Source organism: Micromonospora sp. NPDC049171 (genome assembly GCF_040648275.1).
Classification (GTDB): domain Bacteria; phylum Actinomycetota; class Actinomycetes; order Mycobacteriales; family Micromonosporaceae; genus Micromonospora.
Window position 1 is genome coordinate 24,058 of the sequence record NZ_JBEZDJ010000019.1, and the last position, 25,171, is coordinate 49,228.

General features: G+C 70.4%; 20 protein-coding genes, 1 tRNA gene and 1 pseudogene. 12 read left to right on the top strand and 10 right to left on the bottom strand.

From position 1 onward, the window contains the following. Positions 1-17 precede the first annotated feature (17 nt). A complete protein-coding gene (locus tag AB0B14_RS23305) occupies positions 18-1,013 on the bottom strand; it encodes an LLM class flavin-dependent oxidoreductase (protein WP_357069699.1) in 996 nt (331 codons plus the stop codon). A 59-nt stretch (positions 1,014-1,072) separates the two neighbouring features. Continuing rightward, a complete protein-coding gene (locus AB0B14_RS23310) occupies positions 1,073-1,552 on the bottom strand; it encodes an Lrp/AsnC family transcriptional regulator (protein WP_357524137.1) in 480 nt (159 codons plus the stop codon). A 111-nt stretch (positions 1,553-1,663) separates the two neighbouring features. Between AB0B14_RS23310 and AB0B14_RS23315 the strand changes: the two genes are divergently transcribed. Next, on the top strand, positions 1,664-2,815 hold the full coding sequence (locus tag AB0B14_RS23315; protein WP_357524239.1) for a PLP-dependent aspartate aminotransferase family protein: 1,152 nt from the start codon (positions 1,664-1,666) through the stop codon (positions 2,813-2,815). On the opposite strand, the gene AB0B14_RS23320 is transcribed toward AB0B14_RS23315, so the two are convergent. The 3 genes from AB0B14_RS23320 to AB0B14_RS23330 form a co-directional block, all read right to left on the bottom strand. Next, entirely contained in the window at positions 2,816-3,466 is a 651-nt protein-coding gene (locus tag AB0B14_RS23320; protein WP_357524139.1) for an NAD-dependent epimerase/dehydratase family protein, read from the bottom strand. Between the two features lie 92 nt (positions 3,467-3,558). After that, on the bottom strand, positions 3,559-4,062 hold the full coding sequence (locus tag AB0B14_RS23325; protein ID WP_357069705.1) for a hypothetical protein: 504 nt from the start codon (positions 4,060-4,062) through the stop codon (positions 3,559-3,561). Positions 4,063-4,341: 279 nt separating this feature from the next. Then, positions 4,342-4,419: transfer RNA gene (locus AB0B14_RS23330), tRNA-Leu, on the bottom strand. Between the two features lie 97 nt (positions 4,420-4,516). On the opposite strand from AB0B14_RS23330, the gene AB0B14_RS23335 reads away from it, so the two are divergent. The 8 genes from AB0B14_RS23335 (at position 4,517) to polA (ending at position 14,576) form a co-directional block, all read left to right on the top strand. Next, positions 4,517-5,140, top strand: a complete 624-nt coding sequence (locus tag AB0B14_RS23335) for a response regulator (protein ID WP_357069930.1) — start codon at positions 4,517-4,519, stop codon at positions 5,138-5,140. Positions 5,141-5,211: 71 nt separating this feature from the next. Continuing rightward, positions 5,212-6,399 carry a hypothetical protein gene (locus tag AB0B14_RS23340; RefSeq protein WP_357069707.1) on the top strand — a complete coding sequence of 396 codons (1,188 nt, stop codon included), beginning with the start codon at positions 5,212-5,214 and terminating at the stop codon, positions 6,397-6,399. A gap of 353 nt (positions 6,400-6,752) precedes the next feature. Next, the gene (locus tag AB0B14_RS23345) at positions 6,753-7,904 is read left to right on the top strand and encodes a branched-chain amino acid ABC transporter substrate-binding protein (RefSeq protein WP_357069709.1); all 1,152 of its coding nucleotides are present in this window, start codon (positions 6,753-6,755) and stop codon (positions 7,902-7,904) included. Positions 7,905-7,970: 66 nt separating this feature from the next. Continuing rightward, entirely contained in the window at positions 7,971-8,954 is a 984-nt protein-coding gene (locus AB0B14_RS23350; RefSeq protein WP_357069711.1) for a branched-chain amino acid ABC transporter permease, read from the top strand. Beyond that, the gene (locus AB0B14_RS23355) at positions 8,951-10,108 is read left to right on the top strand and encodes a branched-chain amino acid ABC transporter permease (protein ID WP_357069713.1); all 1,158 of its coding nucleotides are present in this window, start codon (positions 8,951-8,953) and stop codon (positions 10,106-10,108) included. Before AB0B14_RS23350 ends, AB0B14_RS23355 begins: the two co-directional genes overlap by 4 nt. Continuing rightward, positions 10,101-11,042 (top strand): ABC transporter ATP-binding protein, encoded by a 942-nt coding sequence (locus tag AB0B14_RS23360; RefSeq protein ID WP_357524141.1) that lies wholly within the window; start codon positions 10,101-10,103, stop codon positions 11,040-11,042. The genes AB0B14_RS23355 and AB0B14_RS23360 overlap by 8 nt, the downstream gene beginning before the upstream one ends. Next, on the top strand, positions 11,029-11,742 hold the full coding sequence (locus tag AB0B14_RS23365; RefSeq protein ID WP_357069718.1) for an ABC transporter ATP-binding protein: 714 nt from the start codon (positions 11,029-11,031) through the stop codon (positions 11,740-11,742). The genes AB0B14_RS23360 and AB0B14_RS23365 overlap by 14 nt, the downstream gene beginning before the upstream one ends. A gap of 134 nt (positions 11,743-11,876) precedes the next feature. Then, positions 11,877-14,576 carry a DNA polymerase I gene (polA, locus tag AB0B14_RS23370; protein ID WP_357524143.1) on the top strand — a complete coding sequence of 900 codons (2,700 nt, stop codon included), beginning with the start codon at positions 11,877-11,879 and terminating at the stop codon, positions 14,574-14,576. Between the two features lie 368 nt (positions 14,577-14,944). Here the strand turns inward: polA and AB0B14_RS23375 are convergent. From AB0B14_RS23375 to AB0B14_RS23390, 4 genes and pseudogenes are all read right to left on the bottom strand, one after another. Then, positions 14,945-15,292 (bottom strand): annotated as a pseudogene (locus tag AB0B14_RS23375) (DUF3140 domain-containing protein); the annotation flags it as partial. Further along, the gene (locus tag AB0B14_RS23380; RefSeq protein WP_357524144.1) at positions 15,279-15,497 is read right to left on the bottom strand and encodes a DUF2945 domain-containing protein; all 219 of its coding nucleotides are present in this window, start codon (positions 15,495-15,497) and stop codon (positions 15,279-15,281) included. The gene AB0B14_RS23380 and the pseudogene AB0B14_RS23375, both read right to left, overlap by 14 nt. Positions 15,498-15,549: 52 nt before the next feature. Further along, complete coding sequence (locus AB0B14_RS23385) at positions 15,550-16,152, bottom strand: Uma2 family endonuclease (protein ID WP_357069724.1); 603 nt, start codon at positions 16,150-16,152, stop codon at positions 15,550-15,552. Between the two features lie 56 nt (positions 16,153-16,208). Next, positions 16,209-17,015 carry a class I SAM-dependent methyltransferase gene (locus tag AB0B14_RS23390; RefSeq protein WP_357524146.1) on the bottom strand — a complete coding sequence of 269 codons (807 nt, stop codon included), beginning with the start codon at positions 17,013-17,015 and terminating at the stop codon, positions 16,209-16,211. Between the two features lie 479 nt (positions 17,016-17,494). Here AB0B14_RS23390 and rpsA point away from each other — a divergent pair, with 479 nt between their 5' ends. Both rpsA and coaE read left to right on the top strand, forming a co-directional pair. Next, complete coding sequence (gene rpsA / locus AB0B14_RS23395; protein ID WP_357069728.1) at positions 17,495-19,006, top strand: 30S ribosomal protein S1; 1,512 nt, start codon at positions 17,495-17,497, stop codon at positions 19,004-19,006. Between the two features lie 325 nt (positions 19,007-19,331). Further along, on the top strand, positions 19,332-20,513 hold the full coding sequence (gene coaE / locus AB0B14_RS23400; protein WP_357524149.1) for a dephospho-CoA kinase: 1,182 nt from the start codon (positions 19,332-19,334) through the stop codon (positions 20,511-20,513). Between the two features lie 10 nt (positions 20,514-20,523). On the opposite strand, the gene AB0B14_RS23405 is transcribed toward coaE, so the two are convergent. Continuing rightward, positions 20,524-22,704: a hypothetical protein gene (locus tag AB0B14_RS23405; protein ID WP_357524151.1), complete on the bottom strand. Its 2,181-nt coding sequence runs from the start codon at positions 22,702-22,704 to the stop codon at positions 20,524-20,526. A 299-nt stretch (positions 22,705-23,003) separates the two neighbouring features. Here AB0B14_RS23405 and uvrB point away from each other — a divergent pair, with 299 nt between their 5' ends. Continuing rightward, the gene (gene uvrB / locus AB0B14_RS23410; protein WP_357524153.1) at positions 23,004-25,112 is read left to right on the top strand and encodes an excinuclease ABC subunit UvrB; all 2,109 of its coding nucleotides are present in this window, start codon (positions 23,004-23,006) and stop codon (positions 25,110-25,112) included. Positions 25,113-25,171 lie beyond the last annotated feature (59 nt).

The following is a 25,171-nucleotide window of genomic DNA, read 5'->3' on the forward strand; positions in this document are numbered from 1 at the left end:
GACGTGAAGATCGTGTTTCATGCGTCCCGGTGCAGACCGCCCGCCACCTGCTCGGCGATCAACTCGTAGGACCGCACCCGGTCGGCGACGTCGTACACCAGAGTGGTCAGCATCAGCTCGTCCGCGCCGGTGCGTTCCACCAGCTCGGCGAGCTGCCGGCGCACCGTCTCCGGCGAACCCATCGCCTGACCGTCGCGGCGCTGCAGGATGAACTCCCGCTCGATCTCGGAGTACGGGTACGCGGCCGCCTCGTCCGGCGTCGACAACGGCTCCGGCCGGCCGGAGCGCAACTTCAGAAACGACAGCGCGCTCGGCCCCGCCAGCCACTCGGCCCGCTCGTCGGTCTCCGCGCACACCGCGTTGACCGCCACCATCGCGTACGGCTTGTCCAACCACTGCGACGGCCGGAAGTTCTGCCGGTACAGGGCCAGCGCCGGCAGGGTGTTCGCCGAGCTGAAGTGGTGCGCGAAGGAGAACGGCAGACCCAGCAGGCCGGCGAGTTGGGCGCTGAAACCGCTGGAGCCCAGCAGCCACACGGCCGGCTGCTCACCGCGACCCGGCGTGGCGATGATCTGCCCCGGCTTCTCGCCGCTGAAGTAGTTCATCAGGTCGGCCAACTCGCGCGGGAAACCCTCCGCGGACAGGCCCTCCATGGTGCGCCGCAACGCCAGTGCGGTCACCTGGTCGGTGCCCGGCGCCCGGCCGATGCCCAGGTCGATCCGACCGGGGTGCAGCGCCTCCAGGGTGCCGAACTGCTCGGCCACCACCAGCGGCGCGTGGTTGGGCAGCATCACTCCGCCCGACCCGAGGCGGATCGTCGACGTGTTCGCCGCCAGGTGCGCCAGCAACACCGCGGGGGCGGAGCTGGCGATCGCCGGCATGTTGTGGTGCTCGGCCACCCAGAACCGGTGGTAGCCCAACTCCTCGGTGCGGCGGGCCAGCTCGGTGGTGGCCTCCAGGGCCGCGCCGGCGGTGGTGCCCTTGGCGACCGGGGCAAGATCAAGAACAGACATCGGTACGGTGATCACACGCAGTGCCAACTCCCCGGCCCGCCCGTTCATTCCACCGCCGCTCACCCCATCCCACGTGCCTGTTCGAAGATCAGACTGGTCTGGGTGTGCTGCACCACCGGGTCCACCGCCAGGTGGTCCAGCACGAAGTCGCGCAACGCGTCACCGGACGCCGCCCGCACGTGCAGCACGTAATCCTCCGCACCCGCCACGTGGAACACCGACACCACCCCCGGCAACCGCACCGACCGGGCCCGGAAGGCGTCCACCGCCGCCCGCTCGTGCGCGGTCAACCGCACCGACACCAACGCCTGCAACGGCAGACCGAGCGCGGCCGGGTCCACCTCGGCGTGGAAACCGCGGATCGCGCCCCGGTCCCGCAGCGCCCGCGTCCGGGTCAGGCACGTCGACGGCGCCACCCCCACCCGCTCGGCGAGCGCATTGTTGGGCAGACGCCCGTCCGCGGCCAACTCGGTCAGAATCGCGCGGTCCACCTCGTCCAGGGCCGGAAACGGCCGCACATCGTTCGGCGCAGAAGACATCCAGCCATCCTCGCCCGAATCCACGAACGAAACCAGTGGGCTCACCAGAATCATCTGCCGACCCATTGCCTCCGGGCAGGTGGATGTTCGACGCTACCCGGCATGACAACGATGGACACCCGGGCCGTACACGCCGGTCGCGACGACCTGCGCACCCTCGGCGTGCACGTACCGCCCATCGACCTGTCCACCACCAACCCACTGCCCTCGGTCGACGACGGCGGCGCCGCCTACGAACAACTCGCCACCGGCGGCACCCTCCCCACCGACGGCGGCGCCGTCTACCAACGGCTCTGGAACCCCACAGTCGCCCGCTTCGAAACCGCCCTCGCCGAGCTGGAAGGCACCGCCCAGGCCGTCGCCTTCGCCAGCGGCATGGCCGCCCTCACCGCCACCCTGCTCGCCGCCGCCCGCGACGACCGCCGGCACGTCGTCGCCGTCCGACCCCTCTACGGCGGAACCGACCACGTCCTCGCCACCGGCCTGCTCGGCACCACCGTCACCTGGGCCCGCCCCGACGAGGTCGCCGCCGCCATCCGCCCCGACACCGCACTCGTCATCGCCGAGACGCCCGCCAACCCCACCCTCGACCTGGTCGACATCGCCGCCCTCGCCACCGCCGCCGGCGACATCCCGCTGCTCGTCGACAACACCGTCGCCACCCCCGTCCTGCAACAACCCGCCCGACACGGCGCCACCCTCGTCCTGCACAGCGCCACCAAGAGCATCGGTGGGCACGGCGACGTACTCGCCGGCGTCGTCGCCTGCGACGACAACTGGGCCGTGCGACTACGCCAGGTCCGCGCCGTCACCGGCGCGATCCTGCACCCGCTGGGCGGCTACCTGCTGCACCGCGGCCTGCAAACCCTGCCGCTGCGCGTGCGCGCCCAGCAGGCCACCGCCGAGAAACTCGCCGGCTGGCTCGCCGGCCACTCCGCCGTACACCGGGTGCACCACCCCTCGGCGCACGACCCGGCGGCGCTGGTCGGCCGCCAGATGTCCGGACCCGGCAGCCTGCTCGCCTTCGAGGTACGCGGCGGCGCACCCGCCGCGGCCGCCGTCGCCGGCGCCTGCCAGCTCATCACCCACGCGGTGTCCCTCGGCGGCGTCGACACCCTGATCCAGCACCCCGCCTCACTCACCCACCGCCCCGTCGAGGGCGACGCGAAACCCGCAGCCGGCCTGCTGCGCCTCTCGGTCGGCCTGGAAGACCCCGAAGACCTGCGCGCCGACCTCGCCGCCGCTCTCGACACGATCGCCTGATCAGCGCAGCTCGCGGTTGCCCAACACCCGGGTCGGCGAGCCCTCCCGGGCCACCCGCAGCATCGCCCGACCGATCCCGTCGGTGGTGGTGACCTGGTTCGGGAACAGCCGACGCAGCACCGGAAACAGCGGACGCGTGACCGAATACCCCAGCCGGTACCACCGGGTCTTCGACACCGCCCCGTACGTTGGCTGGATGAAACCCGGTCGTGCCGCGTAGCCGTTGGGCAGCAGCTCGATGATCGCGTTCTCGGCGCGACCCTTGACCCGCGCCCACATCACCCGGCCCCGACCCGACGAGTCGGTCCCCTGACCCGACACGTAAACGAACGTGACCTGCGGGCTGACCTCCGCCAACAGGCGCGCCGCCGCGAGCGGATAGTCGTAGCTGACCCGCGTGTACGCCGCCTCGTCCAGACCCAACGAGGACACCCCCAGGCAGTAGAAACAGGCGTCCACACCGGTCAGGTCGGCCCGCACCGGGTCCAACTCGCCCACGTCCGCGACGGTCAACTCCCGCAGCTTCGGATCCTGCCGCCCGGTCGGCCGGCGACCCACCGTCACCACCTCCCGCACGTCGTCGGCGAGCAGACACTCCCGCAACACGCCCTGGCCGACCATGCCCGTCGCGCCGAAAACAACAACCCGCATCGGTTTGCACCCCTGTCGTCGACCCGGCAACCGGCCATCCTCCCGCGCGTCGGTCAGGCTCCCACGATCGACGTGATCCCCGCGACAGACGGTCAGGATTTCGGGCCGACGTGCCGGTCCAGGGTGGCGACAGCGGCCCGCCGCGCCACCGAGAGCGAGTTGCGCCGGTTCATCCGCCAGGCGACGCCGAGCAGGTCGAGACTCCACTGGCACAGCGCCATGATGTCGGTCGACTCGTTGACGAACATGTAGCGCGGGTAGACGTACGCCCTGCCGCGCACGGTGACCCGGTTGGCGACGCGGCAGCCGTCGGAGTGGAACAGCCCACGCAGGAAGTCGCCGGGGTGTCGTTCGAGGATCGGTCGCTGCCAGTCGGCCAGCACGATCGGTCGCTCGTGCTTCTTGCCGGGGCCGTGCTGGGGGAGCAGGCATGGCCAGTGGACGCCGTAGCTCTGCACCCCCACGCAACCCTGTTTCTGGACGCGTTGCACCTTCGACGCGAGCACGGCACGCATGGCGATGTCGCACGCCTCGATCAGGTCGGGCCATGCGTCGGAGCAGTAGATGCGCAACACCGGCACGCGTGCGGTCGTCACCAGGTGGCCATCGCCGAGGTAGAGGCCGAGCAGGTAGGCGTAGGCCTTCGGGTCTGTCGGACTGTCGACACCCTCACGACAGCGAAAACATCGGTGCTGCGTGCCCTGAAACTTCGTCTCTGGACGGTCGTTGCACCAGTGCCAGACAGTCCGATAAGGCAGGCCGACCGCACGAGCGGTGTCGGCGACCGTGCCGCCAGCGAGGAAGAGCTGTCGCGCACGGGCACGTATCTCGGGTGGATGCACGAGAAGATTCTCGAACACCCGTACGACAAATTTTGGTGCCCTCGGTGGGATTCGAACCCACACTGTATGGAGTTTGAGACCATTGCCTGCTGCCAGTTGGGCTACGAGGGCGCTTCCCTGATTCAGCACTGACAGGATACCCACTACGCTGAGGGCGGTGACACCCGGCTGGGCGGGTGTCACGTTCGAACTGGTGGGGGTAGGGCTGGTGGCTGAGACGCCGACGGATGCCGAGCGTAGGCGCGTACTGATCGCCGAGGATGAGGCGCTGATCCGGCTGGACCTCGCCGAGATGCTTGTCGAAGAGGGCTACGAGGTGGTGGGGGAGGCCGGTGACGGTGAGACAGCCGTCCGCCTCGCCGAGGAGTTGAAGCCCGACCTGGTCATCCTCGACATCAAGATGCCGATCATGGATGGGCTGGCCGCCGCCGAGCGGATCGCCGGTGCCCGGATCGCCCCGGTGATCATCCTGACCGCGTTCAGCCAGCGTGACCTGGTGGAGCGGGCGCGGGCGGCGGGCGCGATGGCGTACCTCGTGAAGCCTTTCCAGAAGAGCGACCTGGTCCCGGCGGTGGAGATCGCGCTGTCGCGCTACTCGGAGGTCGCGGCCCTGGAGGCGGAGGTCGCGAGCCTGACCGACCGCCTGGAGATCCGCAAGGCGGTGGAGCGCGCCAAGGGTGCGCTGATGACGACGTACGGGATGACCGAGCCGCAGGCGTTCAAGTGGATCCAGCGCACGGCGATGGACCACCGGATGACCATGAAGGAGGTTGCCGAGCGGATCCTCGCGGAGACCGCCGGCGGCGAGGTGTCCCAGCAACCGACTGTCTGAGTCCCCGATCCCGTGCGATCCGGGCCGCGCTGGGGCCACCGCGCGCGAGCGCCGGTGGTTAGCATCGACGGGTGTCCGTCCGACGGGTGATCGCGGTGTTCGGCCTCTTCGCGCTGCTGCTAGCCGGCTGCGACGGGCCGAGGGCGCCGGGCCGCGCCGGGTCGACGCCGGCCGTCGCGCCGGCGCTGCGGCCGGGTTGGCAACCCCTGGCGCTGCCGGCGCCGCCGGGTGGTGCGGGCCGTCTTCTGCTTCGCGACGCGACGTCGTGCGCGGGTCGGTGGTTCCTGGTCGGTGGCGTGCTCGACGCACAGGGCGGCACCCGTCCGGCGGCCTGGACCAGCGTGGACGGTGCGACGTGGACGGTCCAACCGGTGCGGGCGGATTCCTTCTACGGCCGGCAGAACGTGTTCCTGTCGGTGGCCTGCCGCGAGGGTAGGGCGGCGTTGATCGGCGCCAAGGTCGGCGGCGCGCACGGCTATCCGCGGGTGAGTACGTGGCGGCAGGTGGCCGATGGTGCGCTGGTCGAGGTGCAGGCGAAGTTCGAGACGTACGGCGGGCCGACGGCGGTGAACGTGTCCCGGCTGACGGCGGGTGCGCCGGGCTGGTTGATCGTGGGTAACCGTTCGGCGGGTGCGGCCTCCTGGGTGTCGGCACCGGACGCGGCGGAGTTCGCGCTCGTCGAGGGTGCACCGGAGTTGGCCAGTGACCCGGTGGGGGTGACCTGGGCGTTCGACGCGGTGGCGACGCCGCCAGGTTGGCTGGCGGTGGGTGGTTTGCTGCCGGCTGGCCGGATCGATCGTGACCCGGCGGTGTGGTCGTCGCCGGACGGGCGCTCATGGCGGCGCACGGTGTTGCCGGGCGGTTCGGAGTACGAGGAGTTGCAGCGGGTGACGCTTGTCGGCGGGGTGCCGGTGGCGGTCGGGCTGCGCGGGGCGACGTTCGGCGCGTGGCGGCAGGAGGCCGGGGGCTGGGTGGCCGGTGGGACGTTCGGGCGGTGGGCCGGGGCCGGGGTGCAGGCGGTGGCGTCGCTGGTGTCGTCCGGGGATCGCCTGTTCGCCGCGGTGACCGACGGCGCACGGCACTCGGTGTGGGTGTCGACGGATCTGGGTGGGTCGTGGCGGGAGGTCGCGATGCCGCTCGATGTGTCGGCGGGCGTTGATCGGGACGTGACGCTGGTGGCGGTGGGCGACCGGTGGTGGTTGGCGGCGGACGACGGCTCGCGGGCCGGGCTGTGGTGGGCGTCCGGTCCGGGAGTCTGAAAGTCGACGCTCCGCCCCCCGCTGTGCTTCGTCTGGCTGTTTTCGCTGTTCAAGGTGGGTTCTGTCGGGTTGTGGTGGCCCTCGTGAGCGTGACCGGAGGCTGCCCCGCCCCGGGCTTAAGGACCAACTGGCGGATTCGCCTGTTACGGGCATCGACATGATTGCCCACGTCTTCGTAACGGTTTCGCAGACCCCGCCTTCAGGCCTTCCGGGACGGTATGTCGTGTCGGTACGCTCCGCCATCACGAGCCGTAACGCAGGGGGAGTCCCTGCGGGGTGGGTGGAATTGCGGTCTGCTGCTGTCGCCGTCGCAACGGGTCAGTCGCGTCCGCATCTGGAGGAGGTCAGTAGCCGTGAGGCGAAGCTATGTACGGGCGCTGGGTACCGTTGCGCTCGCCGCGACCCTGGTGGTCGCGGCTGGTTGCCAGGATTCCGGTGGTGGCGACGATAAGGCCGCGTCCGGTAGTTGCGGTGGCAAGATCGCGATCTTCGGCGCGTTCACGGGTGACAACGCGGGTCTGGTGATTCCGTCGCTCAACGGCGCGGAGCTCGCCCTGGAGCAGTTCAACGCGGCGAACCCGAACTGCAAGGTCACCATGCAGCGGTTCGACACCCAGGGTGACCCTGCGGTGGCGACCCCGTTCGCGAACCAGATCGCGTCGGACAACTCGTTCCTCGGTGTCATCGGTGGTCACTTCTCCGGTGAGTCGGACGCGACGATGCCGATCTACCAGGCCGCTGGCCTGGCGATGGTCAGCCCGTCGGCGACCCGGACGGACCTGACCCAGAAGGGCAACAAGTCCTTCTACCGGGTGGTCGGCAACGACGGCACGCAGGCCGGCGCGGTGGCGAGCTACCTGAAGACGCAGAGCGCGCAGAAGGTCTTCCTCGTCGATGACGCCAGCGCGTACGGCGCGGGCATCACCGAGGAGCTGGGCAAGCAGCTCGGCCCGCTGGTCGTGAACAAGGACAAGATCCAGGAGCGGCAGGCGCAGTTCGACGCCACCATCTCCAAGATCAAGGCCGCGCAGGCGGACTTCGTCTTCTACGGCGGTTACACCCGTGAGGCCGCTCCGCTGGTGAAGCAGATGCGTGCCGCCGGTGTCCAGGCCAAGTTCGTCGGCCCGGACGGTCTGTACGACCCGGCGTTCCCGGCGGGTGCCTCCGGCGGTGCCGAGGGCGCGATCATCACCTGCCCGTGCCTCCCGGCTGACAAGGCCGGCGGCACCTTCTCGGCCGACTACCAGAAGAAGTACGGCATCCCGCCGGGCTCCTACGGTGCCGAGGGCTTCGACGGCGCGACGATCTACCTGGACGCCTTCAAGGCTGGCAAGAAGACCCGGGCCGAGATCCTGGAGTTCGTCAAGTCGTACGACAAGCAGGGTGTGTCGAAGTACATCAAGTTCGACGCCAACGGTGACGTGGACAAGTCGAAGGTCGTCATCTGGGCCTACCAGATCAAGGGCACTGCCATCGAGGCGCTGCAGGAGCTCAAGCTCAGCTGACGCCCACGCAATGGAGTGCGGCCGGGGTGTCTCACCCCGGCCGCACTCGATTCAAGGAGACCCCCGGTGCATTTCGATGAACTGATCGGCCATCTCGGCCAGCACACGGTCGACGGCCTGTCCAAGGGCGCCATCTACGCCCTGATCGCCCTTGGCTACACCCTCGTCTATGGCGTCCTTCGTCTGATCAACTTTGCGCACTCCGAGGTGTTCATGGTCGGTACCTTCGCGGTGCTGATCCTGTGGACCCAGCTCGGGGTGCAAAATAACCCGCCTGTCGGCCAGGCGATCCTGTTCCTGGTGCTCGGTCTGATCGTCGCGGCGGTCGCCTCGGGTGGCACCGCTCTCGCGCTCGAGCGGATCGCGTACCGGCCGTTGCGGCGCAAGAACGCGCCGCCGCTGATCTTCCTGATCACCGCGATCGGTCTGTCGCTGGTCTTCGTGGAACTCTTCGGGCAGGTGCTGCCGAAGCTGCTCGGCGGCGTGTTGCCGGAAGCGTTCGGTCGGCCCCGGCAGATCGTCGGTATGCCGACGATCATCCAGCAGGAGACCCTGTTCACCATCGGCAACACGGCGATCACGAACATCCAGCTGATCGTCTTCGTCGCGGCGGTGGCGATGATGGCCGTGCTGGACTGGTTCATCAACCGCACCCGCTACGGCCGGGGTGTGCGGGCGGTGGCCCAGAACCCGGAGACCGCCGCGCTGATGGGCGTCAACCAGGAACGCGTGATCATGCTGATCTTCGTGCTGGGCGGCATCATGGCCGGCGCGGCCGCGCTGTTGTGGAGCATGCGGTTCGGCTTCACGCAGAACAGCATCGGCTTCGTGCTGGGTCTGAAGGCGTTCACCGCCGCGGTGCTCGGCGGCATCGGCAACCTGCGCGGCGCGCTGCTGGGTGGCCTCTTCCTCGGCATCGTCGAGGTGTACGGCGCCACGCTCTTCGCGTCCAACTGGGAGGACGTCATCGCCTTCGTGGTGCTGATCGTGGTGCTGATGTTCCGGCCCACCGGCCTGTTGGGTGAGTCGCTCGGGAGGGCCCGCGCATGATCGACAAGATTCGCTCCGCAGACCGTCGCCGGGTCGGCGTACTGACCTCGGTCGGCGACCGCTGGCGGGCGCTGCCGAAGTGGCAGCAGGCCATCGGCCTGGCCGCCTTCGTGGCGATCCTCTACTATCTGCCGCTGCTCGGCATCCCGGGTCTGACCTGGTTGCGTACCGACTCGATCGAGGGCGGCAACAACTGGGCCGGCGTGCTCTTCATCTGTGCCATCTACGTGCTTGTCGCGATCGGGCTGAACGTGGTGGTCGGCCTCGCCGGCCTGCTCGACCTGGGCTACATCGGCTTCTTCGCCATCGGGGCGTACAGCGTGGCGCTGTTCGGTTCGGTGAACTCGCCGGTGGTCAAGTGGATCCAGCAGGAGTTCAACCTGCCGCCGACCTGGGCGGTGACCTGGGCGATCTGCCTGTTCATCGCGATCGTGCTGACGATGATCTCCGGGGTGCTGCTGGGCTGGCCGACGCTGCGGTTGCGCGGTGACTACCTGGCCATCGTGACGCTGGGCTTCGGCGAGATCATCCGGATCGTCGCCCGCAACGCCACCGGGCTGACCAACGGCCCGGTCGGTATCTCGGCCATCCCCGGCCCGGAGGGTGCGCCGTCGGCGGACAACAAGGTCTTCGGTCTGATCGACGCGAAGCCCTGGTACTGGTTGGCGATCACCTTCGTGCTGGTCATGGTGTTCCTGGTTCGTCGACTGGAGCACAGCAGGGTCGGCCGGGCGTGGTTGGCCGTCCGCGAGGACGAGGACGCCGCCGCGGTGATGGGTGTGTACCCGTTCAAGTTCAAGCTGTGGGCGTTCGCCATCGGTGCGGCGCTCGGCGGCCTGTCTGGCTTCCTGTTCGGCAGCCGGAACGCGTTCATCGACCCGACCCAGTTCAACGCGAACCTGTCCATCCTGTTCGTCGCCATGGTCGTGGTCGGTGGTTCCGGCAACATGATCGGCGTCTCGCTCGGCGCGGTGCTGCTGGCGTACCTGCCGGAGCGGTTCCGCGACTTCGCCGACTACCGGTGGCTGGTCTTCGGTCTGGCCATGGTCCTGGTGATGATCCTGCGTCCGCAGGGCCTGGTCCCGAGTCGGCGGCGTGCCCGCGAGTTGAAAGACCGCGCGGCGGATGCAGAGGAGGTGCCCGCTCGTGTCTGATCCGACCACCAGCACCGCGACGCCGAAGATCCCGACTCAGGCGGGGCCTCGGTCGGTGTTGCTCGAAGTCGACGACGTCACGCTCCGCTTCGGCGGCGTGGTCGCCCTCGACAAGATCAATTTCCAGATCTACGAGGGCGAGATCCTCGGCCTCATCGGGCCGAACGGCGCCGGCAAGACCACCAGCTTCAACGTGATGACCGGGGTCTACAAGCCGACCTCGGGGTCGGTCCGGTTCCGCGGTCAGCGCGTGACCGGCCGCAAGCCGCACCAGATCAGCCAGTTGGGCATCTCCCGGACGTTCCAGAACATCCGGCTCTTCCCGGAGATGACCGCACTCGAGAACGTGATGGTCGGCACCGATTCCCGGCACAAGACGAGCGTGCCCGGGGCGCTGTTCCGGCTCTACCGGGTGCGACCGAAGCCGGAGGAGTTGCCGCAGGTCACCGCCGCGTCCGGGATCGCCCGGACCTGGCAGCAGGTGCGCCTGTCGGCCGCGAAGATCTTCGGTCTGTCCCGGCACATCCTGGAGGAGCGGGCGGCCGAGGCCAAGGCGCTCGAGTTGTTGCGCTTCGTCGGGATCGCCGACCGGGCCAACGACGAGGCGCGCAACCTGCCGTACGGCTACCAGCGCCGACTGGAGATCGCCCGCGCGTTGGCCACCGAGCCGAAGCTGATCTGCCTGGACGAGCCGGCCGCCGGCTTCAACCCGGCGGAGAAGGAGGAGCTCCTCACCCTGATTCGCCAGATCCGTGACAAGGGCCTGACCGTCCTGCTCATCGAGCACGACATGCGGCTGGTCATGGGTGTCACCGACCGGATCGTGGTGCTGGAGTTCGGCCGCAAGATCGCCGAGGGTGCGCCCGCGGAGGTCAGCCGCGATCCGAAGGTGATCGCCGCGTACCTGGGGGAGCCCGCCGATGACGCTGCTTGAGCTGGAGAACGTCGCCGTCGCGTACGGACGGATCGAGGCGCTGCACGGGATCAACCTCACCGTCAACGAGGGTGAGGTGGTGGCTCTGATCGGCGCGAACGGCGCCGGAAAGACCACCACCATGCGGGCCATCTCCGGGACCAGGTCACTGGCCGACGGGAAGATCACGTTCAACGGCGAGGACATCAGCAAGCTCCGGGCCGACCTGCGGGTGGTCCGGGGGCTGTGTCAGTCGCCCGAGGGACGGCAGATCTTCCCGGGTATGACGGTCATGGAGAACCTGGACATGGGGGCGTACACCCGGCGGGACTCCGCCGGCATCGCCTCCGACCTGGACCGGGTGTTGACCCTCTTCCCGCGGCTGGCCGAGCGGCGCAAGCAGGCCGGTGGCACCCTCTCCGGCGGCGAGCAGCAGATGCTCGCGGTCGGGCGGGCGCTGATGAGCCGGCCGAAGCTGCTGCTGCTCGATGAGCCGTCGATGGGTCTGGCCCCGTTGGTGATCCGGCAGATCTTCGACATCATCACGGAGATCAACCAGCAGGGCATGACGATCCTGCTGGTGGAACAGAACGCCCAGCAGGCGTTGTCGCGGGCACACCGCGGCTACGTGCTGGAGACCGGTCAGATCGTGAAGGAGGGGTCCGGTCAGGACCTGCTGCACGATCCGTCGGTCAAGGAGGCGTACCTCGGCGTGGCCTGAGCCATCCGAGCGGCGGCCGGCCATCCCCCGCGGGGGCGGCCGGCCGCCGGCGTTCGGGCCGGCGGCCGTTTTCGCGTCGGGTCACCCGGTGCCGCCGGCCAGGGATGTCGGTGCGACGGACTAGAGTCGCTGCCGTGACAGCTACGACGCCGCGCCTGCTCCTCGTCGACGGACATTCCCTGGCATACCGGGCTTTCTTTGCCCTGCCTGTGGAAAACTTCTCCACCACGACGGGTCAGCCGACCAACGCGGTGTACGGCTTCACCTCAATGCTGATCAACGTGCTGCGCGACGAGCAGCCCACCCACATCGTCGTGGCCTTCGACGTCTCCCGCCGCTCCTTCCGCACCGAGAAGTACGCGGAGTACAAGGCCGGCCGCAGCGAGACCCCGACCGACTTCAAGGGCCAGGTCAGCCTGGTCAAGGAGGTCCTGGCCGCGCTCCAGATCCCGGTGGTGGAGATGGAGGGCTACGAGGCCGACGACGTCATCGCCACGCTCGCCTGCCAGGCCCGCGACCAGGGCATGTCGGTGCTCATCAGCAGCGGTGACCGCGACGCGTTCCAGCTGGTCGACGACCAGATCACCGTTCTCTACCCGCGCAAGGGCGTCTCCGACCTGGCCCGGATGGACCCGGCGGCGATCGAGGCGAAGTACGGCGTCGGGCCCCAGCAGTACCGGGACCTCGCCGCGCTGGTCGGCGAGACCAGCGACAACCTGCCCGGCATCCCCGGCGTCGGCCCGAAGACCGCGGCCAAATGGATCACCACGTACGGCGGGGTGGAGGGCGTGATCGCCCGCGCCGACGAGATCAAGGGCAAGGCCGGCGACAGTCTGCGGGAGCGGCTCGCCGACGTGATCCGCAACTACGAGATCAACCGGCTCGTCTCCGACCTGGAGCTGCCGCTGCGCCCGGAGGACACCCGCTGGGCCGGTTGGGACCGGGAGGCGGTGCACCAGGTCTTCGACACCCTGGAGTTCCGCATCCTGCGCGACCGTCTCTACCAATACCTGGAGGCGGTCGAGCCGGAGGCCGAGTCGGGCTTCGACCTCGCCGGCGAGGTGCTCACCGAGCCGGGCGCGCTCGCGGAGTGGCTGACCACGCACGCCCCGACCGGCACCCCGGTCGGGTTGGCGGCCAAGCTCGACACCGGTCCCAACCGCCGGCACACCGCCTCCATCCTCGGGCTGGCGCTGGCCACCGCCGGCGGTGCGGCGGCCTGGGTCGACCCCACGCGGCTCGACGCCACCGACGAGGGCGCCCTGGCCGGCTGGTTGGCCGACGCGCAGCGGCCCAAGGTGCTGCACGACAGCAAACCGGCCGTGCTGGCCTGCGCCGCGCACGGCTGGCAGCTCGCCGGCATCGTCCGCGACACCCAGATCGCCGCGTACCTGGCCCGCCCCGACCAGCGGTCCTACGACCTGACCGACCTGGCGCTGCGCTACCTGCACCGGGAGCTGCGGGTGGACGTCCCGGAGTCCGGTCAGCTGACCCTCGACGGGCTCGGCGACGAGGGCGTCATCGAGCAGAACCTGATGCTCCAGGCCCGGGCCACCCTGGACCTGGCCGACGCGATCGACGCCGAGCTGTCCCGCGACGGCGAGCAGTCCGCCCGGCTGATGGCCGGCGTGGAGCTGCCGCTGATGCGGGTGCTGGCCGCCATGGAGAGCACCGGCATCGCCGCCGACACGCACTACCTGTCCGAGTTGGAGGCGCACTTCGCCGCCGAGGTGAAGGCCGCCGCGCAGGGTGCGTACGAGGCGGTGGGTCGGGAGTTCAACCTCGGCTCGCCCAAGCAGTTGCAGGAGATCCTCTTCACCGAGCTGGGCCTGCCCAAGACCAAGAAGATCAAGACGGGTTACACCACCGACGCCGACGCCCTGCAGTGGCTCTACGCGCAGCAGCCGCACCCGGTGCTGGCCCACCTGCTGCGCCACCGGGACGTGGCCAAGCTCAAGTCGACAGTCGACGGGCTGCTCAAGTCGGTCTCCGACGACGGCCGCATCCACACCACCTTCAACCAGACCGTGGCGGCCACCGGTCGGCTCTCCTCCACCGAGCCCAACCTGCAGAACATCCCGATCCGCACCGAGGAGGGCCGGCGGATCCGGCGGGCCTTCGTGGTGGGTGAGGGGTACGAGTGCCTGCTCACCGCCGACTACAGCCAGATCGAGATGCGCATCATGGCGCACCTGTCCTCGGACGACGCGCTGATCGAGGCGTTCAACTCCGGCGCCGACTTCCACGCCGCCACCGCCTCGTCGGTCTTCGGGGTGCCACTGGACGAGGTCAGCGCCGACCAGCGCCGCAAGATCAAGGCGATGAACTACGGCCTGGCGTACGGGCTGAGCGCGTTCGGCCTGTCCCAGCAGCTCACCATCAGCACCGAAGAGGCGCGCGGGCTGATGGAAAACTACTTCGCCGGCTTCGGCGGGGTGCGCGACTACCTGCACCAGGTCGTCGCCAAGGCCCGCCAGGACGGCTACACCTCCACCATCCTCGGTCGCCGTCGCTACCTGCCCGACCTGGTCAGCGACAACCGGCAACGCCGCGACATCGCCGAACGGATGGCCCTCAACGCCCCGATCCAGGGCTCCGCTGCCGACATCATCAAGGTGGCGATGCTGCACGTCGACACCGCGCTGGGCGAGGCCGGGCTGCGGTCGCGGATGCTGTTGCAGGTGCACGACGAGCTGGTCTTCGAGGTCGCCCCCGGTGAGCGGGAGGCGTTGGAGGCACTGGTCCGGCGGGAGATGGGCGAGGCGTACCCGCTGTCGGTGCCGTTGTCGGTGTCGGTCGGCGACGGGCGCGACTGGAACAGCGCGGATCACTGATCCTCGTTTGGGTCGTGGCTTTGGTGGTTGCGGTGTGGGGGTTTCGGGGCAGCCCGACCCACTCCGGGCGGTCAGGCTTGATCCCTGCGTGGGTCGGGCTGCCCCGAAACCCCTCATCGGGTCGTCCTGATCGCGGTCGCCGGTGTGCCGGGAGGACCCTGACCAGGTTGCTCTGGTGACGGCCGTTGGCCTGGCGGGCGTCGGCCAGGTCGAGCGCGCTGGTGCGGCCCCGCCGCCCCCGCCGCCCCCGTCCCGCCCGGCGGGCACCGTTTCAAGATCTGCGCAACTTCGGGGATGGTGCTGGGTCGTGTCGTTGGGAGGCACCAACTGCACCGAAGTTGCGCGGATCTTGCGCGAAGCACCGGCTACTTCGTCGGGTCGTGGCCCCAGTTCATGAGGGACCAGCGCCACTTGGTGTCGCGGACGTTGCCGGAGGGGCGCTGCGCCATGTGCCGTCGTACGTACCCGACGACCTTGCGCATGTGCTTGTAGTCGCCCTCGGACAGGTCGCCACGTTTGCGCCGGAGCAGGTTGATGATCTTCCGGCCGGATTCGTGTCCGACGGACTCGCCGCCACCGGAGCGGCCGCCCTTGTGCCAGCCAACCTGCTTCGACTCGTCGGTCTCCAGCCAGGTGGACAGCTCGCCGGGCTTCATGTTCACCGCCTCGGTGAAGTCCCGGTAGGTGTCCCGGCCCTGGTCGTCAGCCTTGCTCATGACGCAGCGCCTCGGGTCGGTGGGCCACGTCGCGGCCCGTTCCGTCACTGCGAACCCGGTACTGCGGGTCGTCGGGGGCCGCGTTCACGGCCCGTCCGCGGATCCGCGTCCGCTTGGTGATCGTCTCCTGCACCACGCCGTACGCGCGGCTGCCGTGGGCCGACCAGGAAACCTGGTCGCCCGCGCGGAATCGCTGTTCGGCCATGCTCCTCGGCTACCCGACACCGGCGCGGTGAAACGGCAGGTCCGGGGACGCGCTACGGGGTGATCTCGGCGACCGGCAGCTTGATGTCGAACGGCTCGGCCAGCTCGATCACGTCGGCGCCGTCGGCGACCAGCTCGTACTGCCGCTCACCGCCGGGGCCCACCCGGTCGCCGATCCGGTACGCGTAGACGTGCACCGGGTCCTGCTCGATGCGCCAGTAGAACGGGATGCCGGCGGCGGCGTACTCGCCGGGCTTCGCGAACCTGTCGATCCGGCGCGTCCCGGGCGAGACGATCTCCACGGCGAGGACCACGTCCGCCGGACGCAGCGAGGATCGGGAGGAAGCCACGCCGGCCCGCCGCAGGAGAACGTCCGGCTGTCGGCTGGTGTTGGGACTCAGCCCGACTCCGACGGCCTGAACGACCCGGAGGTCAGCCGGCACGTGTTGCAGCAGCCAGTGCGCAAGCAGTAACGAGATGTCTTGATGGCCCAGGGTGGGGGAGGGTGTCACCTGGATAACTCCGTCGACGAGTTCGACGCGGGGGGCGTCGTCCGGCAGGGTGAGCAGGTCCTCCAGCGTGTAGTCGGCACGCTGCTGCCGCATCGGGTCCGGACACCAGGGGCCAGGTGATGTCGGGATGGGCTCGGCGCTCATGGGACGAGCCTACCGGCGCTCGATGCGACGCAGGGCGGACTGCGGGTGCGACGCGCTCACTCCGTGGGCCTCTCGGTGACGAAGATGGCGGTGCCGGGGAAGAGCCGGCCGCGCAACGGGCTCCACTGCCCCCAGATGCCCTCGTGCCCCTGCGGCCACTCCGGCTCCACCAGGTCCAGCAGCCGGAAGCCGGCACCGACCAGCTCCCGGATCCGGTCGCCGAGGGTGCGGTGCTGCTCGACGTACGTGGCGACGCCGGCCTCGTCCTGCTCGACGTAGGGGGAGCGGTCGAAGTACGAGTGCACGGCGGTCAGCCCACCCTCGCCGGGGTCGTCGAGGAAGATCCACCGCATCGGGTGGGTCACCGAGAACACCCACCGCCCGCCGGGGCGCAGCACCCGGTGCACCTCGGCGAGCAGCGCCGCCGAGTCGTCCACGAACGGAATCGCGCCGAAGGCGGTGCAGGCGAGGTCGAACGACCGGTCGGCGAACGGCAGGGCGAGCGCGTCGGCCTGCACCAGCGGTACGCGTACCCCGGTGCGGTCGGCGGCCTTGGCGGCGTGCCGCAACATGCCGGCGGACAGGTCGAAGGCGACCGGCCGGGCACCCTGGGTGGCCAGCCAGCGGGCGGCGGAGGCCGCGCCGCAGCCGACCTCCAGCACCCGGCGACCGGGCAGGTCGCCGAGCAGTCGGGCATCGGCCTCGCGCAGGCCCTCCGGGCACCAGACGAAGTCCACGTCGCCGAGGAACGCGCCGTGCTCAGCCTGGTAGTCGTCGGCGTCGGTGTCCCACCAGCCGCGGTTGGCCCGCCGGGCCTCGGCGTCACCCACCCGGCGCCGGGTGACCCGGCTGTCGTCATCCACGCGCTCACGCTAGGCCCCATCCGCCAGGTTGGGTGCGGCGGCGCGTCCACGAGCTGCGCGGCTTCGCGTGTGCCGCCGCCTGATCGACTCGGTTTCGGTGACGTCACGGTGTCCGGCCGGGTGGGACGCGCCGATTTCCAGGAAACCGAGCCGATCAGGCGGGGCGGAGGGCGACGATTGGGGCTGCTGTGACGCACGAGACAGCAGTGGTGTTTTCCGGGCGATTGTTCGTCTTTCGCAGGTCATCACACACAGAGAAGCCGGGAGGGCTTGCACGCTGTGGTAATGCGCACGGTAGGCTAGACGATGCGCTCGCGGATCGCGTTGCCTCGGCAGGGAGCAGGTGCGCGGTCGACGGAGCCACATCATGATCTCACTAGGCGATCGTTCGGTGTGCCCGGCGACGGATCCGCTGGCGCGAACAGGTCACTGCGACACCAGCCTGCTGTGACAACCCACCGACCGGAGCAACCGCCCACATGACGAGCAGCATCGAGGCCCCCTCGAGCGCCACCCGGGTCACCCACGACGATCTCGGTTCCGAGGAGGCATTCCTCGCCGCGATCGACGAGACCATCAAGTACTTCAACGACGGCGACATTGTCGAAGGCACCGTCGTCAAGGTCGATCGGGACGAGGTCCTGCTCGACATCGGCTACAAGACCGAGGGCGTCATCCCCTCTCGTGAGTTGTCGATCAAGCACGACGTGGACCCCGCCGAGGTTGTGACGGTTGGCGACCACATCGAGGCCCTGGTCCTCCAGAAGGAGGACAAGGAGGGTCGTCTGATCCTCTCCAAGAAGCGGGCACAGTACGAGCGGGCCTGGGGCACGATCGAGAAGATCAAGGACGAGGACGGCGTCGTCCGCGGTTCGGTCATCGAGGTGGTCAAGGGCGGCCTCATCCTCGACATCGGGCTGCGTGGCTTCCTGCCCGCGTCCCTGGTCGAGATGCGTCGTGTGCGCGACCTGCAGCCGTACGTCGGGCGGGAGCTCGAGGCCAAGATCATCGAGCTGGACAAGAACCGCAACAACGTGGTTCTGTCCCGCCGGGCCTGGCTGGAGCAGACGCAGTCCGAGGTGCGCACCGAGTTCCTCAACAAGCTGCAGAAGGGCCAGGTCCGCAAGGGCGTCGTGTCCTCGATCGTCAACTTCGGCGCGTTCGTGGACCTCGGCGGCGTCGACGGTCTGGTGCACGTCTCCGAGCTGTCCTGGAAGCACATCGACCACCCGTCCGAGGTCGTCGAGGTGGGCCAGGAGGTCGAGGTCGAGGTCCTGGACGTCGACCTGGACCGCGAGCGGGTCTCGCTGTCGCTGAAGGCGACCCAGGAGGACCCGTGGCGGCAGTTCGCCCGCACCCACGCGATCCAGCAGATCGTGCCGGGTAAGGTCACCAAGCTGGTGCCGTTCGGTGCGTTCGTCCGCGTGGACGACGGCATCGAGGGCCTGGTCCACATCTCCGAGCTGGCCGAGCGCCACGTGGAGATCCCGGAGCAGGTCGTCCAGGTCGGCTCCGAGGTCATGGTCAAGGTCATCGACATCGACCTGGAGCGCCGCCGGATCTCGCTGTCGCTCAAGCAGGCCAACGAGGGCTTCGTCGAGGGCGAGGAGCACTTCGACCCGACCCTCTACGGCATGGCCGCGACGTACGACACCGAGGGCAACTACATCTACCCGGAGGGCTTCGACCCGGAGACGGGCGAGTGGCTCGAGGGGTACGACAAGCAGCGCGAGACCTGGGAGAACCAGTACGCGGAGGCTCGTCAGCGTTGGGAGGCCCACACCAAGCAGGTGCAGACCTCTCGGGCTGCCGACGCCGAGGCTGCCGCCAACCCGACTCCGGTCGTCCCGGCCGCTGGCGGCACCGGTGGCGGCGGCACCACCTCTTCGTCCAGCCCGGCCCCGAGCCGGCAGGCCGAGGAGCCGGCTGGCACGCTGGCCACCGACGAGGCGCTCGCCGCTCTGCGGGAGAAGCTCGCCGGCGGCAAGTGACCCGCTGAACGACTGAACGACGACGGGCCCCGCCCCCGCGATCTCCGGATCGTGGGGGGCGGGGCCTTCGCCGTACCCCCCTCGCGACCGCCGGACTCGCAAGATCGTGCTCGACCTTGGATATAGGGGCCTCGGACGACCAGGACACCACGACAACCTGGATCGAGCACGATCTTGCCGGGCGCCGGGCGCCGGGCGCCGGGCGCCGGGCGCTGGAGATCGCGTCGGTCGGGGGCGGGTCTCTCCGATCGGTGGGTCGGCGGGCCGGGGGCGCGCGATCGTGGCGGGTTTGGCGGCAGGGCTCGTGATCCGGTTGACTGGTCGGGTGCTGAGAGTGGGGTTGACCGGCGGGATCGGGTCGGGCAAGAGCGCGGTGGCGGCACGGCTCGTCGAGCGGGGCGCGGTGCTCATCGACGCCGACCAGGTGGCCCGCGAGGTCGTCGCCCCGGGGAGCGCTGGGCTGGCCGAGATCGTTGCCGCCTTCTCCGACACGGTGCTGGATGCCGATGGCGCCCTGGACCGTGCCGCGCTGGGCGCGGTGGTGTTCGCCGACGAGACCGCCCGCCGTCGGCTGGAGTCGATCACTCACCCCCGGGTTCGGGCCCGCACCGCGGAGTTGGCCGCCGCGGCACCACCCGACGCGATAGTCGTCAACGACGTACCGCTGCTGGTGGAGGTGGGTCTCGCGCCCACGTACCACCTGGTGATCGTGGTGCAGACGGCCGTGACGACCCGACTGGAACGGCTGGTGCGCCGCCGGGGAATGGGTCGCGCGGAGGCCGAGCGGCGGATCGCCGCCCAGACCGACGACGCGCGCCGCCGGGCGGCTGCCGACGTGGTGCTCGGCAATGACGGGAGCCTGGCGGCGTTGCACGACGCCGTCGACGCGCTCTGGTCGCAGCGGCTGCTGCCCTACGAGGACAACCTGCGTCAGCGGCGGGTGGTCCCGCCGGGTGACGGCGACCCGGTGGGGTCCGACGCGACATGGCCCGAGCAGTACGCGCGGCTGGCCGCCCGGATCCGGCACACGCTGGCCTCGGACGCCCTACGCATCGACCACATCGGCTCGACCGCGGTGCCCGGCCTCACCGCCCAGGACGTCATCGACGTGCAGGTGGCCGTGCCCAGCCTCGCCGACGCCGACGGGGCGCTGGCCGACCGGCTGGCGAACGCCGGGTTCCCGCGGGTGCCGGGGCAGTGGTGGGACGATCCGCGCCCGGCCGGCCGTGGTCGGTGGGAGAAGCGGCTGCACGGCAGCGCCGACCCGGCTCGTCCGCTGCGCCTGCACGTGCGGTTGGAGGGGTCGCCGGGCTGGCGGTACGCGTTGCTGATGCGCGACCACCTGCGTGCCGACCCGGATCACCGAGCCGCGTACCTGCAGCTCAAGCGAGATCTGGTCGATGCGGCTCCGGCCGCCGGCAACTCCGGCACGGCCCGGGACCCGTGGTTCGACGAGGAGTACCTGCGGGCCGAGCAGTGGGCCACGCAGACCGGCTGGCGGCCCTGAGGGACAGGGGTCAGCGGGGTCGAGGGGCCGGGGGGCGAGGCTTGGCAGCCGGTCGGGGCACCGGGGCCAGTCGCGGCACCACGGCGCGGTGGAGATCCAGTTGGGCCCACGCGTTGCCGTGGGTGCGCAGCTCCAGCCGCCGCAGCGACCCGTCGCGGTCGATCCAGTAGCGCAGCCGTGCGGCCGCCGGGCCCACCTCGACGACGTCCACGGTCCGTCCGGCGGTGACGTCCTCGCGTACCCGCACGGCCGCGCCGCGTGGCCCGACCGACCCGGCCGCCACCGCGGCGTCGACGAGCAGGCTCACGTCGTCCCCGACGGATCGGGAGACCCGCCACGCTCCGGCCGGGGGCGGCAGGGGTGGCCGGCCCGGCGCCTCCGCCGTGCCGCCGCCAGCGGCAGCGGCCGGCAGGTCCGCCCGGGCCTGACCAGCTATGTCGCGGCGCAGCAGGGTCCGCCGATCCGGAACGGCCAGGTCGGCAACCGTGAGGTACGCGGTACGCGCGGTCCAGCTCAACCAGCCGGCGCCCCGCAGGTTGGTGTCCGTACCCGTCGGCGCGGTCAGCGTGACCGCCGCGCCGCCCTGGGCGCGTAGCCGGGCCGGCAGCCGATCCAGTCGACGCTGCTCGGCGTCGGTCAGTGCGCGGGGCAGACCGGGCCGGCCACCGAGGGCGTCCACCGGCCGGAGTGTCGGACGGTCCGCCCGGTGCAGGGTCACCGTGACCGGCCCGACACCGGGCAGCCGGGTGACGAGCTTGTGCAGTCGAGCGTCCTGGTCGAGCCAGTACCGGGTCTGCCCGTCCGGCCCGGCGTCCGTCGGCTCGACCTGCGGCGTGGGTGCCGCGGTGCTGCCCGCGGGTGGTGTCCGGGCGAGCAGCGGTGCCTGGAGGACGTCCACCGGGCCGCCCGCCACGGTGTCCCGGGCGATCCAGCGCGTGGCGTCGCCCGGCACCGTCGGGGTCGCGTCCGGGCGGTCGGCGGCCAGGCCGAGGAGCAGGTCGAGCACCGCTGCCAGGCTCGCCCCGGACGGCAGGCGGTGCAGCCGCCAACGGTCTGCCGGAGGCACCAGCGGAGGTGCGGCGGGGGTGGGCACCGCCGCCGCGTCGGGCCGGATCACCAGCACCGGGCCGGCCCGCTGCACCAGCCCGCGCTCAGCACCCGCGCCGGGCCCGCCCACGTCGAGGTAGAGCAGCGACCGCGACCAGTCCACCCAGCCGACCAGCTCGATCCGCGCCGCGTCGACGCCGGCGGTGACGCGGACCCCGGCGCGCAGGTCCCGCAGGTTGGTGACCCGCACGGCGGCCAGCCGCTCACCCTCCGCGGAAGTCAGTGGCCGGGCGGGCTCGGGCGGGTCCGGCGCCCAGCTCAACAGCCCGAACACCAACGCCGTCGCGGACGCCACAGCGGTCAGACCGAGCACGAACAGCACGGTACGTCTGCGGCGGCTGGCCGAGACCGGACCGGCGGTGTCGGCGGTGTCGTCGGCGCGGCTGGTCGCCGGGGTCCTGCCGGCGCCCCGGCCGGTGGCCGTCCGGCGGGTGCCGGCGGGCTGGGCGGTGGTGGGCTCGGTAGCGGCGGACCGGGTGGTGGTGGGTTTGGTGGTGGTGGCCTTGGTGGCCTTGGTGGCGGCTTGGCCGGTGGTGGGCTTGGTGGCGGCTTGGCCGGTGGTGGCCTTGGTGGCGGCGGACCGGGTGGTGGGCTTGGAGTCGGCGGACCGGGTGGTGGCTCGGGTGGTGGGTTTGGTGGCGCCGCGCTGGGGCGCGGCGGATCGGCCGGTGGTGGGCTGGGATGTGGCGGCAGGTGGGTCGGTGGCGGGCCGGTCGTTGCCGGTCGGTCCGGCGGCGGTGGTGGTGGGCTGGTCGGTGTCGCTGGTTTGTCCGGTGTGGGTTGGTCCGCCGGTGTCCTTGGGACCTCCGGTGCCTTTGGGCCGACCGGTGTCTTTCGGCTGTCTGGTCTCGGTGGGCCGTTCGGTGTCGGTCCGGCTGGCGGTGGACCCGCTCCGGCTCCCGGTGGGCCGGTTGGCCGCGTTGGCGTCGGCCGAGCCGGTGCGGTGCCGGCCGGCGCGGCGCCGTCCGGCGGCCGGGGTGCCGGGCTTACCCGCCGCGGAAGCGCTCCGCCGGTGGGTGCTGGCCGGCGGGGGCGTGCCCGTGGGGGTGGTGGTGTCGGGCGGCGGGGTCGCAGAGGTGTCCACGGGAGGTGAAACGGGCGGGAGGCGCCGGGGTGACGAGCAGGGGCGCTCGCGGCGGCCGGTCTGCGCCTCGAGCGCGACCACACGGGTGCGCACGCCGGACGAGCCGGGTGCTGCGACCGCAGTGCCGGGGGTGGCCGGCCGTGATGTTGGCCTGGCCACCGGCCCGGTCGGCCGCCGCGAGCGGCCTACATGGAGAGGGTAGTCCGGGTGACATCGGCCACACAATGGGAATATTGAAGCCGATCACGTACCTGGCGTGACGGCCTTTCCTGTCGGACCTCCGGCGTACCGTTGATGGCATGGCGCTCGACATTCCCCGGCTGGACAGCCGCTTCCAGGTCGTCAGTGACTTCCAGCCGGCCGGCGACCAACCGGCAGCCATCGACGATCTTGCGCGCCGGGTTCGGCGTGGCGACCGCAACACGGTGCTGCTCGGCGCGACCGGCACCGGCAAGAGCGCCACCACGGCGTGGCTGATCGAGCGGTTGCAGCGCCCGACCCTGGTGCTCGCCCCGAACAAGACACTCTGCGCCCAGCTGGCCAAGGAGTTCAGCGAGCTGCTGCCGCACAACGCGGTCGAATACTTCGTCTCGTACTACGACTACTACCAGCCCGAGGCGTACATTCCGCAGACCGACACCTACATCGAGAAGGACTCCTCGATCAACGAGGAGGTGGAGCGGCTGCGGCACTCGGCGACGATGTCGCTGCTCACCCGCCGCGACGTGATCGTGGTGGCGACCGTCTCGGCGATCTACGGCCTGGGCACCCCGGAGGAATACCTCAACCGGGCGGTGAAGGTGCAGGTCGGGCATGAGCTCGACCGCGACCAGTTGCTGCGCCGGCTTGTCGACATCCAGTACACCCGCAACGACATGGCCTTCCAGCGCGGCACGTTCCGGGTCCGCGGCGACACGCTGGAGATCATTCCGGCGTACGAGGAGTTGGCGGTCCGGATCGAGCTGTTCGGCGACGAGGTGGAGAAGCTCTACTACCTCAACCCGTTGACCGGTGACGTGGTCCGCGAGGTCGACCAGTTGGTGATCTTCCCGGCGACGCACTACGCGGCCGGTCCGGAGCGGATGGAGCGGGCGATCCGCGACATCGAGGTGGAGCTGGCCGAGCGCCTCGCCGAGCTGGAGCGGCAGGGCAAGCTGCTGGAGGCGCAGCGGCTGCGCATGCGCACCACCTACGACATCGAGATGATGCGGCAGGTGGGCTTCTGCTCCGGCATCGAGAACTACTCGATGCACATGGACGGGCGGCTGCCCGGCAGCCCGCCGCACGCCCTGCTCGACTACTTCCCCGACGACTTCCTCACCGTGGTCGACGAGTCGCACGTGACCATCCCGCAGATCGGCGGCATGTACGAGGGTGACGCGTCCCGCAAGCGGATGCTCATCGACCACGGTTTCCGGCTGCCCAGCGCGGCCGACAACCGGCCGCTGCGCTTCGACGAGTTCCTGGAACGGGTCGGCCAGATGGTCTACCTGTCCGCCACCCCCGGCACGTGGGAGATGGAGCAGGCGCAGGGCGAGTTCGTCGAGCAGGTCATCCGGCCCACCGGCCTGGTCGACCCGCAGGTCGTGATCAAGCCGACCAAGGGTCAGATCGACGACCTGATGCACGAGATCAAGCTGCGGACCGACCGGGACGAGCGGGTGTTGGTCACCACGCTGACCAAGAAGATGGCCGAGGACCTGTCCGACTACCTCCTGGAAAACGGCATCCGGGTGCGTTACCTGCACTCGGAGGTCGACACGTTGCGCCGGGTGGAGCTCCTGCGCGAGCTGCGCAAGGGCGACTACGACGTGTTGGTCGGCATCAACCTGCTCCGCGAAGGTCTGGACCTGCCCGAGGTGTCGCTGGTCGCGATCCTCGACGCCGACAAGGAGGGCTTCCTGCGCAGTGGCCGGTCGCTGATCCAGACCATCGGGCGGGCCGCCCGTAACGTCTCCGGTCAGGTGCACATGTACGCCGACAAGATCACTCCGTCGATGGCGGCGGCGATCGACGAGACCGATCGGCGTCGGGCCAAGCAGATCGCGCACAACGAGGCGCACGGGATCAGCCCGGAGCCGTTGCGTAAGAAGATCCACGACATCCTGGACGACATCTACCGCGAGGCGGAGGACACCGAAAACTCCCGGGTCGGCGGCGCGGTGCGCCAGCTCTCCCGAGGCAAGGCACCGGTCAAGGAGACCCGCAGCCGAAGCCGGGGCGCCGCCACCACCACCTCGCGGGAGGGGATGGCCCGCGCCGACCTCGCCCAGCTCATCCAGGAGCTCAACGACCAGATGCTGGCCGCGGCCCGCGAGTTGCAGTTCGAGCTGGCGGCCCGGATCCGCGACGAGGTCTCCGACCTGAAGAAGGAACTGCGCGGCATGGACGCCGCCGGCGTGAAGTGACGACCAGCCGCCGGGCGTGACCAGCGAGCCGCTGGGTCGCCGTCGGCGTACGGAGGGCG

Excerpts from the sequence above, each read along its gene's own strand:
- AB0B14_RS23365 (WP_357069718.1), top strand. The coding sequence starts at position 11,029 with ATGACGCTGCTTGAGCTGGAGAACGTCGCCGTCGCGTACGGACGGATC.
- rpsA (WP_357069728.1), top strand. The coding sequence starts at position 17,495 with ATGACGAGCAGCATCGAGGCCCCCTCGAGCGCCACCCGGGTCACCCAC.
- AB0B14_RS23305 (WP_357069699.1), bottom strand. The coding sequence starts at position 1,013 with ATGTCTGTTCTTGATCTTGCCCCGGTCGCCAAGGGCACCACCGCCGGC.
- AB0B14_RS23315 (WP_357524239.1), top strand. The coding sequence starts at position 1,664 with ATGGACACCCGGGCCGTACACGCCGGTCGCGACGACCTGCGCACCCTC.
- AB0B14_RS23310 (WP_357524137.1), bottom strand. The coding sequence starts at position 1,552 with ATGTCTTCTGCGCCGAACGATGTGCGGCCGTTTCCGGCCCTGGACGAG.
- AB0B14_RS23385 (WP_357069724.1), bottom strand. The coding sequence starts at position 16,152 with ATGAGCGCCGAGCCCATCCCGACATCACCTGGCCCCTGGTGTCCGGAC.
- AB0B14_RS23380 (WP_357524144.1), bottom strand. The coding sequence starts at position 15,497 with ATGGCCGAACAGCGATTCCGCGCGGGCGACCAGGTTTCCTGGTCGGCC.
- AB0B14_RS23320 (WP_357524139.1), bottom strand. The coding sequence starts at position 3,466 with ATGCGGGTTGTTGTTTTCGGCGCGACGGGCATGGTCGGCCAGGGCGTG.
- AB0B14_RS23355 (WP_357069713.1), top strand. The coding sequence starts at position 8,951 with ATGATCGACAAGATTCGCTCCGCAGACCGTCGCCGGGTCGGCGTACTG.
- uvrB (WP_357524153.1), top strand. The coding sequence starts at position 23,004 with ATGGCGCTCGACATTCCCCGGCTGGACAGCCGCTTCCAGGTCGTCAGT.